Source organism: Halarchaeum acidiphilum MH1-52-1, from assembly GCF_000474235.1.
GTDB lineage: Archaea > Halobacteriota > Halobacteria > Halobacteriales > Halobacteriaceae > Halarchaeum > Halarchaeum acidiphilum.
On sequence record NZ_BATA01000006.1, the window covers coordinates 37,715 to 52,954 of the forward strand.

The 15,240-nt window shown below is 67.3% G+C and carries 9 protein-coding genes and 2 pseudogenes; 2 read left to right on the top strand and 9 right to left on the bottom strand.

Annotation, left to right across the window (positions count from 1 at the left end; genetic code table 11):
* Position 1: 1 nt before the first annotated feature.
* The 6 genes and pseudogenes from AOZ13_RS02170 to AOZ13_RS14130 form a co-directional block, all read right to left on the bottom strand.
* A complete protein-coding gene (locus AOZ13_RS02170; RefSeq protein ID WP_044957136.1) occupies positions 2-1,546 on the bottom strand; it encodes an MDR family MFS transporter in 1,545 nt (514 codons plus the stop codon).
* A 205-nt stretch (positions 1,547-1,751) separates the two neighbouring features.
* A complete protein-coding gene (locus AOZ13_RS02175; protein WP_020220795.1) occupies positions 1,752-2,963 on the bottom strand; it encodes a DUF7094 domain-containing protein in 1,212 nt (403 codons plus the stop codon).
* Positions 2,964-3,132: 169 nt separating this feature from the next.
* Complete coding sequence (gene csg, locus AOZ13_RS02180; RefSeq protein WP_049933716.1) at positions 3,133-5,742, bottom strand: HVO_2072 family ArtA-dependent S-layer glycoprotein; 2,610 nt, start codon at positions 5,740-5,742, stop codon at positions 3,133-3,135.
* A gap of 363 nt (positions 5,743-6,105) precedes the next feature.
* Positions 6,106-6,198, bottom strand: a pseudogene (locus AOZ13_RS15575) (surface glycoprotein); the annotation flags it as partial.
* Between the two features lie 337 nt (positions 6,199-6,535).
* Entirely contained in the window at positions 6,536-7,750 is a 1,215-nt protein-coding gene (locus AOZ13_RS02185) for a CARDB domain-containing protein (protein WP_020222072.1), read from the bottom strand.
* Between the two features lie 162 nt (positions 7,751-7,912).
* Positions 7,913-8,089 (bottom strand): hypothetical protein, encoded by a 177-nt coding sequence (locus AOZ13_RS14130; RefSeq protein WP_020222071.1) that lies wholly within the window; start codon positions 8,087-8,089, stop codon positions 7,913-7,915.
* Positions 8,090-8,456: 367 nt separating this feature from the next.
* Between AOZ13_RS14130 and AOZ13_RS14715 the strand changes: the two genes are divergently transcribed.
* Positions 8,457-8,804 (top strand): DUF7382 domain-containing protein, encoded by a 348-nt coding sequence (locus tag AOZ13_RS14715; protein WP_021779686.1) that lies wholly within the window; start codon positions 8,457-8,459, stop codon positions 8,802-8,804.
* Here the strand turns inward: AOZ13_RS14715 and AOZ13_RS02195 are convergent.
* The 3 genes and pseudogenes from AOZ13_RS02195 to AOZ13_RS02205 form a co-directional block, all read right to left on the bottom strand.
* A complete protein-coding gene (locus AOZ13_RS02195) occupies positions 8,801-9,535 on the bottom strand; it encodes a protein-L-isoaspartate O-methyltransferase family protein (protein WP_021779687.1) in 735 nt (244 codons plus the stop codon). The genes AOZ13_RS14715 and AOZ13_RS02195 overlap by 4 nt on opposite strands.
* Positions 9,536-9,583: 48 nt before the next feature.
* A pseudogene (locus AOZ13_RS02200) lies at positions 9,584-10,203 on the bottom strand (protein-L-isoaspartate(D-aspartate) O-methyltransferase).
* A gap of 51 nt (positions 10,204-10,254) precedes the next feature.
* Complete coding sequence (locus AOZ13_RS02205) at positions 10,255-10,911, bottom strand: HVO_0476 family zinc finger protein (protein ID WP_020222467.1); 657 nt, start codon at positions 10,909-10,911, stop codon at positions 10,255-10,257.
* 140 nt (positions 10,912-11,051) lie between these two features.
* On the opposite strand from AOZ13_RS02205, the gene AOZ13_RS02210 reads away from it, so the two are divergent.
* Entirely contained in the window at positions 11,052-15,122 is a 4,071-nt protein-coding gene (locus tag AOZ13_RS02210) for a beta strand repeat-containing protein (protein ID WP_021779689.1), read from the top strand.
* Positions 15,123-15,240: the final 118 nt, after the last annotated feature.

The following is a 15,240-nucleotide window of genomic DNA, read 5'->3' on the forward strand; positions in this document are numbered from 1 at the left end:
GTCAGTCGCTGGTCGGTTGTGCGTCGGTGCTGTCGTCGCCCTCCATCTCTTCGACGTTCGACTGCTGCGAGAGGGAGAGTTCGGGGAGGAGAAGCGCGATGACGAACGCGACCGCCATCACGGGAACGAGGTAGAGGAACATCTTGTCCATGCTCAGCGAGACGGCCCGAACGATGTCGTCGCGGAGCACGCGTCCGTACTGCGGCGTGTGGAGCAGGACGGGATCGAGCCCCCCGCGCGACTGGCCGCGACCGGCGATGCGGACCATCATGTCGCTGAACGAGTTGCTGTACAGGGTCCCATAAACGGAGACGCCGAGACCGCCCGCGAGCGTCCGGAGGTAGGTGATGATCGTCGTCACCACGCCGAGGTACTCGGGTCGGACGGCGTTCTGCGAGGCCGTCGTGAGCACGGGCATGATCAGCCCGAAGCCCGCGCCCGTGATGAAGAGGTACCCGGCGAGCGTGGTGAACGCCGTCCCTCCGTGGATCGTCGAGAGTAAGAAGAACCCGACGGCACCGAAGATGGCGCCCATGATCGGGAACGGCTTGTAGCGCCCGGTCCGGGTCATGAGGTTCCCCACGACGAAGGAGAAGCCGACCATCCCGATGATCATCGGTGCGATGAGCGCGCCGGCGGTCGTCGAGGAGACCCCCTGCGTGTACTGGAGGAAGGTCGGGATGTAGTTGATGACGAGCAGTCGCCCGATGCCGGCACAGAAGCTGAGGCCGATCGCGCACGCGACGACCGGATTCTTGAACAGGGCGAGCGGAAGAATCGGCTCGCGGGACATGTGCTCCTGATAGAGGAACAACGCGAGACCGACGATCGCGGTCACGATGAGCAGGTCGATCCCCCACGATCCCCATCCCCAGTCGCTCCCCTTCTCGGAGACGACGATGACCGCGACGGTCGTCACGAAGAGGAAGATGACACCGAGGTAGTCGATCGAGTGGTCTTCGTCCGGAACCGGGAGGTCCAGCGTCGGTTCGATGACCGCGAGCGCGAGCAGCCCGATCGGGAGGTTGATCACGAAGATCAGCCGCCACGTGTAGTGATCGGTGAGCCACCCGCCGAGGAGCGGGCCGAGGATCGTCGCGAGCCCGATCAGGATGAACATCCCGCTGATGTACTGACCGCGCTCGCGCGGACTGAAGATGTCGCCGATGATCGTCAGCGCCAGCGAGATCAGTCCGCCGCCACCGATCCCCTGAATCGCACGAAAGAGGGTGAGCTGCGTCGCGTTCTGCGCGACGCCACAGAGCCCGGAGGCGACCCAGAAGATGATGATCGCGCCCAAGAACAGGGGCTTGCGACCATACATGTCGCTCAGCCGCCCGTAGAGCGGCGTCGAGGCCGCCTGCATGATCAGGTACGCGGTGATGATCCACGTGATCTTGTCCTGACTCGCACCCAAGTCGCTGAGGATGTCCGGGAGCGCGGCGGCGACGATAGTCTGGTCCATCGCGGCCATCAACACGGCGAGCATGAGGCCGGCGAGGATGATCAAGCGCTCCCGCCCGATGCCCTCCACCACCTTGCTCATAGTGGTGCGTGTGGGGCGCGCGTGCGGGGCGCTGCGATGCCGTTCGGCTGTCGGTTCTGAAGGAGTCTCGATTCGGCGTCAGTCATCTGGTGGCTAACCAACTGTTTGGTTAGTCAGTACGGTGGAAAAAGTCTTCGAAACGCATCGGCAACAAACCGGCGCAACGTGCCGATTTCAGGTGTGTCAGCGCGTCTCGATGAGGCCATCAGGTCGCCACGGACGACGTCCGGACGCGGACCGTGGTCCCGTCGCTCGTCGTCGCGCGGACGGTGAACGACCCGCTCGGCGAGAGCGCCCGCAGGCGTCCATCTGCACCCGTCGTGCCGACGGTGTGGTTCGCGACGGTGATCGTCGCCGCCGTCGGGTCCCCGTCCGCCGTCACCGCGACGCGGAGCGGCCCGCCGGGATAGGTCCGGCTGACCGCGACCCGGGTCGAGCCGTTCGTCGCCGAGACGTCGGGGGACGCCGCGAGTCCGTCGGGGGAGAGCGTCTGCGTCTCCTGATAGACCCGGTCGGTGCTCATGTCGACGTACGAGTGGACGCTCCCGTTCGCGTAGGTGAGCGTCAGCCGATAGGCGTACTTCGCGGACGTCGATTGGATCGGGATGGGGACGAAGCTGACGCCGGTGCTCTGATTCATCACCCACGGGTAGAGGTCTTGGACGTGCGCGATGACGTCGCCCCCCGAGGGCACCGCACCGGGGTTCTCGTCGTAGTTCGAGGGACGCGTGGCGGCCCGGGTGTACGTCCCGTCACTGATCGACGAGAGCGCGGAGCCGTTCGGGCCGGCCTCGACGTAGACCCGATCGAGGTCGAGATTGGACTGGCCACGGTACGTGTCCGCGATACCGCTTCGGAGATCGTCCGTGTACCCGAGCAGCTGTGAGCGGTACTGTGCGGTGCGTGTCTCCGTCACGGCGTTTGCTGGGGGGCGGTTCTTGACGAACTGGGCGAGCGATATCAGCGACGACGCGCGCGCGTCGATCGAGACCAGCGTCGACACGTACTCGTCGGCGGAGAGCGACCCCCGGCGGAACCGTTCGCGGGCACCCGACGCGTCAGCGACGAGCGCGTTCGTCCGCTCACCGAGGACGTCCGTCGCGTTCGAGACGATCCGCCGTCGCTCGGTCTCGTTCGACGCATCGTCCAGTCGGGCTTGCAGCGTCGCTCGCGTCAAGCGCTGATCGAGCGTCGCGTGCGCCATCGCGAGCGAGTCGGTGACGCTCGTCTCGGGCGACGCGAAACCGCTCCGCTCGGCGGTGACCGGGAGGTGGCCCGGCGTCGTCACAGCGCCCGTCGTCGACTGCTCGCTCAGCGCGGCCGTCCGCGTCCCGTACTGCGTGGGTGCGAACGCAGTGGCACCCGTCGAGAGGACGAGGAGACCACAGAGGAGGGCGATCGCGCGAGAGGAACTCATGGCTACGTGAGTGTCGTATCCGAAACGAGAGCGCGGGATACCATAAAGAGGCGGGTGTCTCGCTTCGAGCGGAGAGCGACACGGCGTCGCGACTACGCGACGTGGCGTCGAAAGAAGAACCGCGAACCGAAACGCAATGACCGGTTTCGCCGGTCAGTCGTGATTCAGGTTAGTTCTCGCGGCGGAGCGCCAGCAGGGCCGCACCCGCGAGCGCAACCAGCGCGAGACCCACACCGAAGCCCGGCGAGCTGGTGCCCGACGTGCTCGACGAGGAGGACGTCGACGTCGACGTCGTCGTGCTCGTCGTGCTCGTGCTCGTCGACATCGACGTGCTCGTGCTCGTCGACATCGAGGTGGACGTCGAGGTGCTCGTGGTGGGGAGTTCGTCCGCACTCACGACCTGCACGTCGACGGTATCCGTGTTCTCACCGTCGTCGAGGTGCAGCGTGTAGTTGCCCGGCGAGACGTCAGAGTCGACCGGCAGCTCGGTCGACCACTGGCCGTCGTAGTCCCACGAGTCCGTGGAAGTCAGCGACAGCGTGTCACCGTTGTCGTTCTGCAGTTCGACGGTGATCGTGTTGTCGTCCGGCTGCAGGTTCGTCTGACCCGAGACCATCGCCGTCGTGCCGACGCCCAGCGGGTTGATACCCGAGGCCTCGTGGTCCTCGGTGTACGCCGTGTTGATGCGCGTCGACGCGTCCGTCAGACGGAACGTCGTCTCCGCCATGTTGTCGTCCGAGGCCGTGTCGTTCACCGTCTCGGATTCGATCGAGTTGATCACCTGACTCCCGTCCAGCGAACGGTCGTTCAGATAGTCGAGGTAGCCCTGCATCGCGCGCAGGCCGGTCGCGTCACCGTCCTGACTCGCGAGGTCGCCGTCACCGACGTAGCCGTCCTGACCGATGTGGTACGCGAACGCGTGAACCGTCCCTTGCGTCAGGTCGGAGACGGCGACGTCGTCCGCATCGAACGTGTAGTCGTCGTCGTCGACGCTCGCGGTGCGGTACTGCACGTTCCCGCGCTCGTCGACGAAGCCGAGCAGCACGTCGTCCGCGCCCGGCGCCGTACCGTTCACGTCCAGCGTGCCGTCAGCGTCGCTCGCGACCTGTCCGTTCACCGTCTGGAAGGTCGCCGTCAGCGACGTGCCGGTCACGCGAATCGACTTCTGACCGCTCGTCCCGGAGTTGAAGTCCGACACCGAGATCGACTTCGCCGGACCGTCGTAGTCGTCGCTCTGCGGGACGTCCTGCACGTCGATCGCACCGAGGCGGAACGTGCCCTTGATCCGGAAGATGTCGTTGCCCGGCGCGTCACCGTGCGAGAGCACGACGTCATCCTCCGACCACGTCCCGTCGCTCTTGACGGACGTCGTCGCCTGAATGCCGTTGTCCGTATTCCCGTCGAGGTCGACCAGCTTGTACTCGCCCTGATCGCGGGCGTACACCGCGATGTCGTCGAGACCCGACGGCGCCGTGCCGTTGACCTCGACCTGCGAACCCGTCACGTACGTGTTGGTCGGGTTCGTGATCGTGATTTCGCCCTCGTTGACTTCGAGGGTGGGCGAGTCCTCCTCGGACGCATCGCTGGCAGCGACTGTCGAGATATCGTCACCAGCCTGATAGACGTCCACTTCGACGGACGTGTCGTCGAGGTACTGGGCGTCGATCGAACCGACCGCGACACCCGTGTCGTCGTCGATCGTCAGGTTCGCGTACACGTAGTCGATGTCGTCGCGACTGACATTCGACACGTCGTCCGAGCCGGAGTAGACATCGCCGTCGTTCGTGACAATGCCGACGTCGTCGACGTCACCGGTGTTGCGCAGCGCCTTGCGCGCCTGACTCGCCGTCACGCCGTCACGCAGGTCGTTCCCGTCGATCGTGACGACGTGCTGATTGCCCGCAGAGCTGCCGCGGATCGTGTACGTCACCTTATCGCCCTGCGTCACCGAATCGGAGTCCAGATCCAGCGAGATCTGGTCCTGCGAACTCAGTGTGAGCGTCTTCGTCTGCGTCGCCGCGCCGAACGAGAGCTCGTCCGTCCCGGCAACGTTGATCGAGTAGTCGCCCGCGTCCTGATCGCTCAGGTCGAGCGTCCACGAGACGCGGCCGTCATCGTCGGCGTTCGCTTCGGACATCTGGTCGGCACCAGTATTATCCGTGCCGCTCAGATGGTGCGGCTTGGTCGTGAGAACCTCGTCCGTGATGTCGAGACCGTTCGCGTTGTCGACCTCGATCTCGAGGTTCTCAGCCTGCTTGAAGTTCCAGTCCGCGACGACGGTCAGGTTATCGGCCGCGGACTCCGGGATGGAGCTACCGCCGATGTCCTGATCCATACTGTCGGTCGGGTGGATCTTGAAGTGCGTGATGCGCGGCGTGTTGACGGAGACGTACTTCGAGCCCGGCTGTCCGTCGTTCGAGTAGAGGCCCTCCGCCTGATCCTGCGAGACCGGCGGGCTGAGCTGCGTCCCCTCCGCGTTACCGGAGACGCCCGTCAGGCTACGGTGGAGGGTACCAGCGAACTGGATGTCCTCCTCGCCCTTGAACACGGTCGCGTTCGGGAAGACGAAGATCCGTTCGTCGTTGTCTCCCGTCGTCGCGTTACCCGTGCCATCCTTGTTCGCGGCGCGGTTGTAGTTCTGGTAGGTGTAACTGCCGTTGTTGGTGTTGTCACCAGTGGTGTTGTCACCAGTGGTGTTGTCGCTACCAGAGTCGGCAACGACTTGGACAGAGCCGATGCTATGGTTTGCATTGTCCCCGCCGGAGTCATTGACGTCCACGTTCGCCGTGACCGTGGCGTTCGAGTCAACGTTGGGGTACTGAGCAGCTGCGCTGTTGAGTGTGAACTGCTCGTCAACGTTGGACGAGGTCGGTTGGACAGCGAACACGATATCACCGTTGTCGTCAACCTGAGCGCTACTGGAGGGGGATCCACCGATAGCGCTGCTGTTGTTCACACTAACACTGTCGATGCTACTGAAATTCGCACCATTGTCGAGACTGACAGTAAAGTTGACAGTCTGACCGCTGTTGTTGTCGTTCAGATTCGGTACGTCAAACACGATGTCGCTCGTGTTGGAGGCTCCAGAATCGACTGTATCGTAGCCGATAGAGCCATTAGTGGGTGTACCAGCCGCAGCAGCCCCCCCGGCGAACGCGACGGTGGCTCCGAAGACGGAGAGCACCATCAGCGCCGTCAGGAAGACCGCGCGGAGCTTGGAATTGTGGTCTGACATTGTTTGGATTGTCTGGTTCGACTGTCGTGCCGTTCGAACCCGCCAGCGCGGCGGTACTAGACAGTCCAGTCCGGTAGGAGTACATCACCTACAAGAGCGTTCGCCGGTAAATACTTTGTGTACGTGGTCCCCCGCGAACGGGCCTGTGAGGGCGTCGCACACGCGTCTGACGGGATGGGCCCGTCCGGCGGCGCGGCCGGGGTCGAGGACGGGGCGACGGTGGGGTCGGGTCGCGATTCGTCGCTCGCGACTACGCGTGCGCGCGTGACGAATTGATTTCTTTGCGATCACCGCTCGGTCGTGTTGATTCCTTCGCGATCACCGCTCGGTCGTATCGCTATCGACGAAAGCGGGTGCCGGCGACGCCGCCGGCGGCGATCCCGCCGAAGAGGAGTCCGATGCCAGCGAGCGGAATGCCGTGCGGTCCGCCGCCGAGGAGGGCGTCCTGTGCGACGGTCGCGGACGACGCGTCCGCGGTGTCGTTCGTCGCGTCCGCCCGTAGCCCCGCCGGGCTGATCGTCTGCCGGGAGCGATGGGTCTCGCCGCCGATGGTGTACGTGACGTTGAGCGATGCCCGGGACGGCACGGTGTCGACCGGGACGGTGAGGGTCGTCGCGGCCGACGCGCCGATGCGGTCGGTGGACGCGCTCGGGAGGGAGACGTCGGGGGCGCGACCGGTCACGAGGACGTCGCTGATCGGGGCGTTCCCGGCGTTCGCGACGTGGTACTGGAGGTGCGTCGAGTTGTTCCGGTGGACCGTCGTGGCGTCGACGCGCACCGTATCGTCGAGCGCCTCGACGTCGCTCGACCCGAGACCGGTCGCGCGCTGGGACGCCGAGTCGAGCGTCGCCTTCAGGTTCACGTCGCCGGTCTCGCTGGGGGTGACGGTGAAGGTGAACGTCGTCATGTTGCCGGCGGGGATCGTCGGACGCATCCGCGTCTGGGCGTCGATGCGATCGCCGAAGTCGTCGAGGCGGATCGTGACGTCGGTGAGATCGCTGTCGCCGCCGTTCGAGACCGTGACGCGGACGGTGGATTCGGTGCCGGCGACCATCGAGTCGGGGGCGTCGATGTGAACGCGGGGCTTCGTCGAGGACGCGGCGGCGTAGGCGTGGACGTAGACCGGATACGTGAGTTGGGTCAGCGTCTGGACGGTGCCGTTCGCGTCGAGGACTTCGCCGCGGACGTGGACGGTGAGGCGTTTCTCACCGGCGGTCGAGAAGGACGCTCGCATCGGGGCGTCGATGGTCTCCCCGGAACCGATCGTTCCGAGGTCGCCGAGTTCCGATAGCCGGTCGCCGTCGGAGTCGGCGAGCGTGACCTCGGTGACGTGGAAGCCGCCCTCGCCCGCGCTGGAGTGGCGAATGGTGGGGGTGACGGTGATCGTGTCGCCGACGGTCGGCGCGTCGTCCGAGACGCTGACGTTCGAGACCGTGACGTAACTCACGGGACCCGCCGCCGCGCCGATCCCGGCGAGGACCGAACAACAGAGCAGCAGGGCGATCGCGACGATACCGATGCGTCGGACGTGGCGTCGTTTCGTTCGCGGCATATGGTTTAGGCCATCCTAAAACCATATAGTCGCTTTGTTTTAGGCCGGCCAAACCCACCGGTCCGTGGGCCGGAGACCACGCGAGCGCGTCCGCGAGAACGGTGAGGAGAACCGGCGTATCCGATGATTCCGGGTCAGGAGACGACGGCGACGGCGAGATCGCTACCGCAGGATCGCGAGGTACGTCGCGACGAAGACGACGGCGGCGGTCCCGATCACGATCGGGAGCGAGAACGCGACGTATCCGACGATCGACGCCCCGTAGACGACGATCGCGGCGTAGACCACCGAGAGCACGGCCGCGAGCGGAAACACGACGCGGGGATCCCCGTCGACCATACGGACACGTCGCCGTCCCCCGCTATCAAACCCCCGGACGCGACTTCAAGTCCGATGGCGGAGCACGGAGGAACATGACACTCGACCTCTCGACACCCGATCTCCCGACACCCGACCTCCCGACCCTCGGCCTCTCGACACCCGATCTCCCAACTTCCAGCCTCCCGGCTCCCAACATCCCAACTCCCCACCTCCCAACTTCCAGCCTCTCGACCCTCAACGTCCAGACTCCCAACATCCCGACTTCTAGCCTCCCGACTCCCAACGTCCAGACTCCCCACCTCCCGTCCGGCGACGACCGCGGCGTCGCGGCCTGCCGATCCGCCTCGTCGTCGCGTTCGTCGTCGGCACCGCCGTCCTCGGCGTCATGCTCAACATGGTCAGCGGCGTCGGCGCGCTCACGACGACCGAACTCGACGCCCATCCGACGCCCGACGTCGTCCATCCCGGGAACGGGACCATCGCCGTCGCGGCGGTCGACGCCGCCGGCCACGCCGTCCCCGACGTCACCGTCGTCCTGAGCGCGGACACCGCCGGTCTCGCGGGCGGGAAGCCGGTCGTCGGGCGGACGAACGAGACGGGCGTCGCGACGCTCCGCGCGACGCCGACGCTGTCGGCGACGGCCGATCAGGGGACGCTGACGATCACGGTCAAGCCGCCGAGCGGGCAGTACGCCGACCGGCGCGCGAACGCGGACGTCCTCGTCGTCCGCTAGTCCCACTCGATCCAGTCGTGCTCCCAGCCGCGCCGGCGTTCGGCGTGCCGCCGGGCGTGTTCGCGATCCTCGCGAGCGGTCCGGTTGCGGACCGGGACGCCGCCCTGTTCGCCCTCGACGAGCAGCGGATCGAAGGAGACCGTCTCGCCCTCGCGGACGACACCACTGCCGTCGACGACGGCGAGGCGCTGTTCGCCCGCACCGAGCGGCATCACGAGTCGGCCGTCCGGAGCGAGCTGGTCGCGAAGCGCGCGCGGCACGTCGACGGCCGCGGCCTCGACGAGGATGCGGTCGAACGGCGCGTACTCCGGGAAGCCGCGCGCACCGTCGCGACGGTCGACGAGCGCGCCACCGTAGCCCGCGCGACGGAGGTTGTCGCGGGCCGCCCAGACGACCCGGCGCGCGATGTCGACGGCGTGAACCCCCTCGTCGCCGACGATCTCGGCGAGCACCGCGCTCGTGTAGCCGACGCCCGCGCCGACGACGAGCACGTCGTGGCCGGGTTCGGGCGCGAGCGCCTGCACGAGCGCGCCGGCGGTGCTCGGCGCGAGCACGCGCGTGCCGTACTGCTCGAACGACCGGTCGTTGTACGCCCGGTGGTCGGCCTCGTCGACGAACTCGTGGCGCGGAACGGCGCGCATCGCCGTCCCGACGGGATCGGGTTCGACGACGCCCCGCAGCTCGTGTTCGAGGCTGTCGACCATGCCGTCCCGCGCGGCCGCGTACTCCATACGCGTCGATAGCGGTCGAAGGACTTGAACGGTCCGACGCGCGCCTCCCTACTGCATCCGGACGAACCGGACGCCGCCGAGCCGCTCGCGCTCGGTGCCGTCCTCGCGGACGCGAACGAGCACGAGTTCCTGCGCGAGGTCGCCGACGGGTGCGAGCACGCGTCCGCCCGCGCGCGTCTGTTCGAGGACGCGTCCGGCACCGTCGGCGCGGCGCAGGTGAGGTACGCGGCGTCGTAGGGCGCACCCGCGGGCCACCCCTCGCGTCCGTCGCCCCGCCGGACGTGCACCTCCTCGTAGCCCGCGTCCGCGAGGTTGTCGCGGGCGTCCTCGGCGAGCGTGTCGACGTACTCGACGCTGTAAACGTTCTCGGCGCCGACGAGTTCGGCCGTGACGGCCGCGTGATACCCGCAGCCCGTCCCGATTTCGAGGACCGTCTCCGCAGAGTGCAAGTCGAGGTGGTCGGCCATCACGGCGACCATGTGCGGGGCGCTGACCGTCTGGTCGTGCCCGATGGGGAGCGGGCGATCGGCGTACGCGTCGTCGCGGCGCGCCTCGGGGACGAACGCGTGTCGCGGGACGGTTCGCATCGCGTCGACGACGCGCTCGTCGAGGTCGTGTCGTCGGGCGAGCCGATCGGCCAACCGGTCGCGTTCCTCCTCGTACGCCATGATCGAGTCCGCGCGCGCGACGCGTGAAAAAGTGGGGGCCGAAACCCTAGCCTACCAAGCCGACCACGCCTTCGAGGACTTATCGACGCCGTAGATCCGCTTGACGTCCTTGGCGAGGACGGTGTCGCCCTCGTGGCCGAGCTTCTGGAAGTCGTAGCGCTCGATGGCGTCCTCGCGGATGTGGATGCCCTCGATCTCGAACTCCTCGTCGCCGAACTCGTAGGTCTCGCCGATGGTGAACTCCTCGTCGCCCGGGAGTTGGAGGTCGAGGCTGCGGGTGCCGTCGCCCTCGCCGTCGCGCGGGTGGACGGTGACGGGGACGGAGACGTTGTCGACGGCGCGCGTCCAGAACGTCTCCACCTCGCCGGCGGGAGTGCGCGTCACGCGCTTCTCCGGCCCGACCTCGATGTCGGTGATCCGGACCTGCATGATGACCTCCTCCGTCTCGAGGATGAACTCCTCGCCGGTCTCGACGGACTCGTCCGCGGGCATCTCGACGGACGCGGTGAACGACTCGCCGTCCTGCGAGACGACGACGGTCGGTTCGACGGTGTCCTCGGATTCGAGGGGGGCTTTGTGGGTGTGTCCGCACTCCGTGCAGCGGACCGTGGCAGTCCCCCCGCCGGTGGTGAGGACCTCGTGGACCGTCTCCCGGTCGGGAGAACAGGACGGGCACGCGACGGGCGCCCGCTCGACGTGTTCGCTCATACGTCCCGTATGCGGCCCGAGCCGTAAAAACCCGCGGAGCGGGCCGAGAGCGGTGGGACCGTCCGACACGGTCGATGTCGCGAATCGACCACCGGTATCGGCGATAAGGCATTTTAGACTGGCTGACAATATAATTGAAGATGAGTCGAGTCACACTGGCGACATCGCGGACGATCGCGATGGTGGTGTTGCTCGTCGGCTCGCTCGCGAGTGGTGGCGTCGGTGGCGTCGTGGCCGCGAGCGGGAGCGGCGACGCGACGGGCGCAGTACAGTTCGGCTACGTGAGTTCGAGTACCGAGAGCGTCACGCTCGTCACCGAGAGCGGGGCGACGATCGACACGGGCGTCTCGGCCGAGGTCGTCGGAAAGGGCGGTGACGTGGACGGCGACGGGTACGTCGAGGTGCCGTACGTCACCGACCAGCAGACGCTCGGCGTCGTCGATCGGACCGGTGAACGCGAACAGTTGGCAGATAACGCAAAGAAGACGAAGACGAAGATGGCCGTCGGCGACCTGAACGGCGACGGGACGCCCGCGGTCTACTACGTTCGGCGCACCTCGTCGGGGAACGAGAGACTCAGCCGCGCGTACGACAACGGCACGACGGAGCCGGTCGTCTCGACGGACACGGCGGCGAACGCCGCGCTCGGCGTCGCCGACATCACCGGCGACGGCGTCCCGGAGATCGTCTTCGTCGGGTCGTCGGACGGACTCAAGTACTACAACGAGACGGGCGACGGGGTCGTGAAGTTCTACACGAGCGGCATCGGCTCGAACAGCGGCCTCGGGGTCGGCGCGCCCCGCGACTTCGACGGCGACGGCGTCGCGCGCGTCCCGTTCGTCGACGGGAGCAACAACGCGTTGCTCGCCGCACCGAAGGGCACCGACGCGAACGTGACGACGGTCGTCGAGGGCGGCGTCGCCAAACACACGGTCGCGGGCGTCGACTGGACGGACGATTCGGGCGTCGAGTTCCTCTACGAAGCGAAGGGGTCGGCGAACACCGTGAAGTGGGCGTCGCTGAACGGCACCACCGGCACCGTCACGGACGCGAGCAGGAACGACATCGTGACGACGAACGACGGGGGCGTGGCGTGGATGCCGGACGCCCCCCTGACCGTCTCGAACGCCACGCTGACGAACGAGTCGGGGACGCTCGCGTTCTCCGTCAAGGCGAACGAGAAACTCCAGTCGATCGACGCGGCCGTCACGGGTCCGAACGGGAGCGAGCACTCGGTCGCCCTCGACGGCTTCGACGCGACGGCGAGCGACGGGACGTGGTGGACGTACAACGCGACGTACGCGCCGGACGAGGACGGCAACTACACGGCCACCGTCTCCGGCGCGACGTCGGAAGGCGGTATCGACTGGCGGGGCAATCAGAGCGACGACGCGACCGTCGTCACCCGGTTCAACGTCACCGATCTGAACGCCACGGCGGCACCCGACCAGCGACTCGGCATCACATTCAACGCCACGAAAGAACTGGACAGCGTGACCATCGACGCCTCGGGACCGTCGAACGCCACGCTCGGTCTCTCGAATTTCTCCACGAACGAGAGCGCCCCGCCCTACACCTATACCGGCCAGTACGACGCGAACGCCGGCGGCAACTACACCGTCACGCTGACGCGGGCGACGTCGGAGGACGGGCAGGTCGACGACGACGAACTCACCGCGAACGCCACCCTCCCCATCTTCGAAGTCGACAACGCCACCCTCAACGCGAGCGGGAATCGGGCTCTCAGAGCCTCGTTCAACGCGACGCAGTCCGTCGCGGACGCCTCGATCTCACTCGACGGCCCGACGAACACTACGCTCGACTTCGCGGATTTCACGCAGACCGCCAGCGAACCCTACCGCTATGCCGAGACGGTGAACACCACCGCCGACGGCGACTACGCGTTCACCGTCTCCGACGCGACGTCGGAAGGCGGTATCGACTGGCGGGGCAATCGGAGCGACGACGCGACCGTGGATGTGAGATTCGACGTCACCGACCTGAACGCCACGGCGGCACCGAATCAGCGCCTCGAGATTTCGTTCAACGCCACGAAAGAACTGGACAGCGTGACCATCGACGCCTCGGGACCGTCGAACGCCACGCTCGGTCTCTCGAATTTCGCCACGAACGAGAGCGCCCCGCCCTACACCTACACGGGAGACTACGATCCGGACACGGGCGGCAACTACACCGTCACGCTGACGCGGGCGACGTCGGAGGACGGGCAGGTCGACGACGACGAACTCACCGCGAACGCCACCCTCCCCACCTTCGAAGTCGACAACGCCACCCTCAACGCGAGCGCGGACGGCGATCTCCGCGCGGCGTTCGACGCATCACGTCCCGTCGCGGACGCCTCGCTCTCACTCGACGGCCCGACGAACACTACGCTCGACTTCGCGGATTTCACACAGGTCGCCAGCGAGCCGTACCGCTACGCCGAGACGGTGAACACCACCGCCGACGGCGACTACGCGTTCACCGTCTCCGACGCGACGTCGGAGGGCGGCATCGACTGGCGGGGCAATCGGAGCGACGACGCGACCGTGGTCGTGAGATTCAACGTCACCGATCTGAACGCCACGGCGGCACCCGATCAGCGACTCGACATCGCGTTCAACTCGACGGGGAAACTGAGCGGGGCGACCATCGACGTCTCGGGACCGTCGAACGCCACGCTCGGTCTCTCGAATTTCGCCACGAGCGATAGCGCCCCGCCCTACACCTATACCGGCCAGTACGACGCGAACGCCGGCGGCAACTACACCGTCACGCTGACGCGGGCGACGTCGGAGGACGGGCAGGTCGACGACGGCAATCTCGTCGCGAACGCTACCCTCCCCACCTTCGAAGTCGACAACGCCACCCTCAACGCGAGCGCGGACGGTGATCTCCGCGCGGCGTTCGACGCGACGCAGTCCGTCGCGGACGCCTCGCTCTCACTCGACGGCCCGACGAACACTACCCTCGACTTCGCGGATTTCACGCAGGCCGGTAGCGAGCCGTACCGCTACGCCGAGGCGGTGAACGCGAGCGCGGACGGGAACTACACGTTCGCCGTCTCTCGTGCCACGTCCGAGAGCGGCATCGAGTGGCGCGGGAACGCCTCGGCGACGGCAGCGGTCGACGATCGCCGACCGCGGATCCGCAACGCGACGCTGGCCGACGCGACGGACGCGAACGGCGCCGTCAACGCCACGGACCGCGTGACGGTGGGGGCGACCGTCTCCGGTGACGTCGCGGGGGTGCGGGCCGACCTCTCGGCGTTCGACGCGGGGACGGTCGCACTCACCGCGGTCGACGACGGCACCTACCGGACGACGACCGACGTCGGGAACGCGTCGGCGATGGCGAACGGGCCGGCGAGCGTCACGGTGACGGCCCGCGACGGGCAGGGGAGCACGGACAGCGCGCGGACGACCGCCCTCACGCGCGACACGACGCCGCCGACGGTGACGCTCAACGCGTCCCGAAACGTATCGGTGAACGCCACCGCGACGTTCGAACCCGAGACGGCGAACGACGGGGTGACGCGGATCGTCGCGTACGCGTGGACGTTCGGTGACGGAGCGCACGCGACCGGCGAGTCGGTTTCGCACGGCTACGACGCGGTGGGGAACGAGACGGCCACGCTCGCGGCGACGGACGCGGCGGGAAACGTCGGGACGGCCGCGCTGAACGTCTCGGTCACCGCGGCCGCGACGAACGCCACGAACGCCACGAACGCCACCGAGGGGAGCGGGAACGACGCAAACACCGACGACGATGACGGCGGCGGGGGCTACGTCTCCGACGACGATGACGGCGGCGGGGGCTACGTCTCCGACGACGATGACGACGGCGGGGGCTACGTTCCCAGCACGGAGACGACGAGCGAGTCGACGGCGACGGACGCGAATTCGACGCCGACGGCGAACGCGACGACCACCACTACGGCGTCAGAGTCGATGACGACGGCTACGGAATCGGCAGCGAGCGACCCGACGGGATCAGAGAGCGAAGCGCCGTCTGACGGCGATACCGGGACACCGAACCCCGCGACGGCCGAGGGGACGACGAACGGGACACCGGTGAGCGAGACGCCCGGGACGCCGAGCGAGACGACCCCGGCGGCGCGCACGGCCGGGCCGGGACTGATCCCGCTCTGGGTGCTCCTCGTACTGTGTCTGATCGTCGCGCTGTTGATCGCGCGGCGGCGGTGGAGCTAGCGGACGGTCGCGTCGGACGGGCGATCGTATCGTCCGCCCGGTTCGCGGGACCCGTGGTCCCGCGCTACTCGCTTTCCGGGAGCCTCACGGCTTCCCCATGCTCACGGGTCGTTCCTCC

What these genes read in the sequence shown, in the direction of transcription:
- AOZ13_RS02170 (WP_044957136.1), bottom strand. Translation starts at nt 1,546, where the DNA reads ATGAGCAAGGTGGTGGAGGGCATCGGGCGGGAGCGCTTGATCATCCTC.
- AOZ13_RS02175 (WP_020220795.1), bottom strand. Translation starts at nt 2,963, where the DNA reads ATGAGTTCCTCTCGCGCGATCGCCCTCCTCTGTGGTCTCCTCGTCCTC.
- AOZ13_RS02185 (WP_020222072.1), bottom strand. Translation starts at nt 7,750, where the DNA reads ATGCCGCGAACGAAACGACGCCACGTCCGACGCATCGGTATCGTCGCG.
- AOZ13_RS14130 (WP_020222071.1), bottom strand. Translation starts at nt 8,089, where the DNA reads ATGGTCGACGGGGATCCCCGCGTCGTGTTTCCGCTCGCGGCCGTGCTC.
- AOZ13_RS14715 (WP_021779686.1), top strand. Translation starts at nt 8,457, where the DNA reads ATGCTCAACATGGTCAGCGGCGTCGGCGCGCTCACGACGACCGAACTC.
- AOZ13_RS02195 (WP_021779687.1), bottom strand. Translation starts at nt 9,535, where the DNA reads ATGGAGTACGCGGCCGCGCGGGACGGCATGGTCGACAGCCTCGAACAC.
- AOZ13_RS02205 (WP_020222467.1), bottom strand. Translation starts at nt 10,911, where the DNA reads ATGAGCGAACACGTCGAGCGGGCGCCCGTCGCGTGCCCGTCCTGTTCT.
- AOZ13_RS02210 (WP_021779689.1), top strand. Translation starts at nt 11,052, where the DNA reads ATGAGTCGAGTCACACTGGCGACATCGCGGACGATCGCGATGGTGGTG.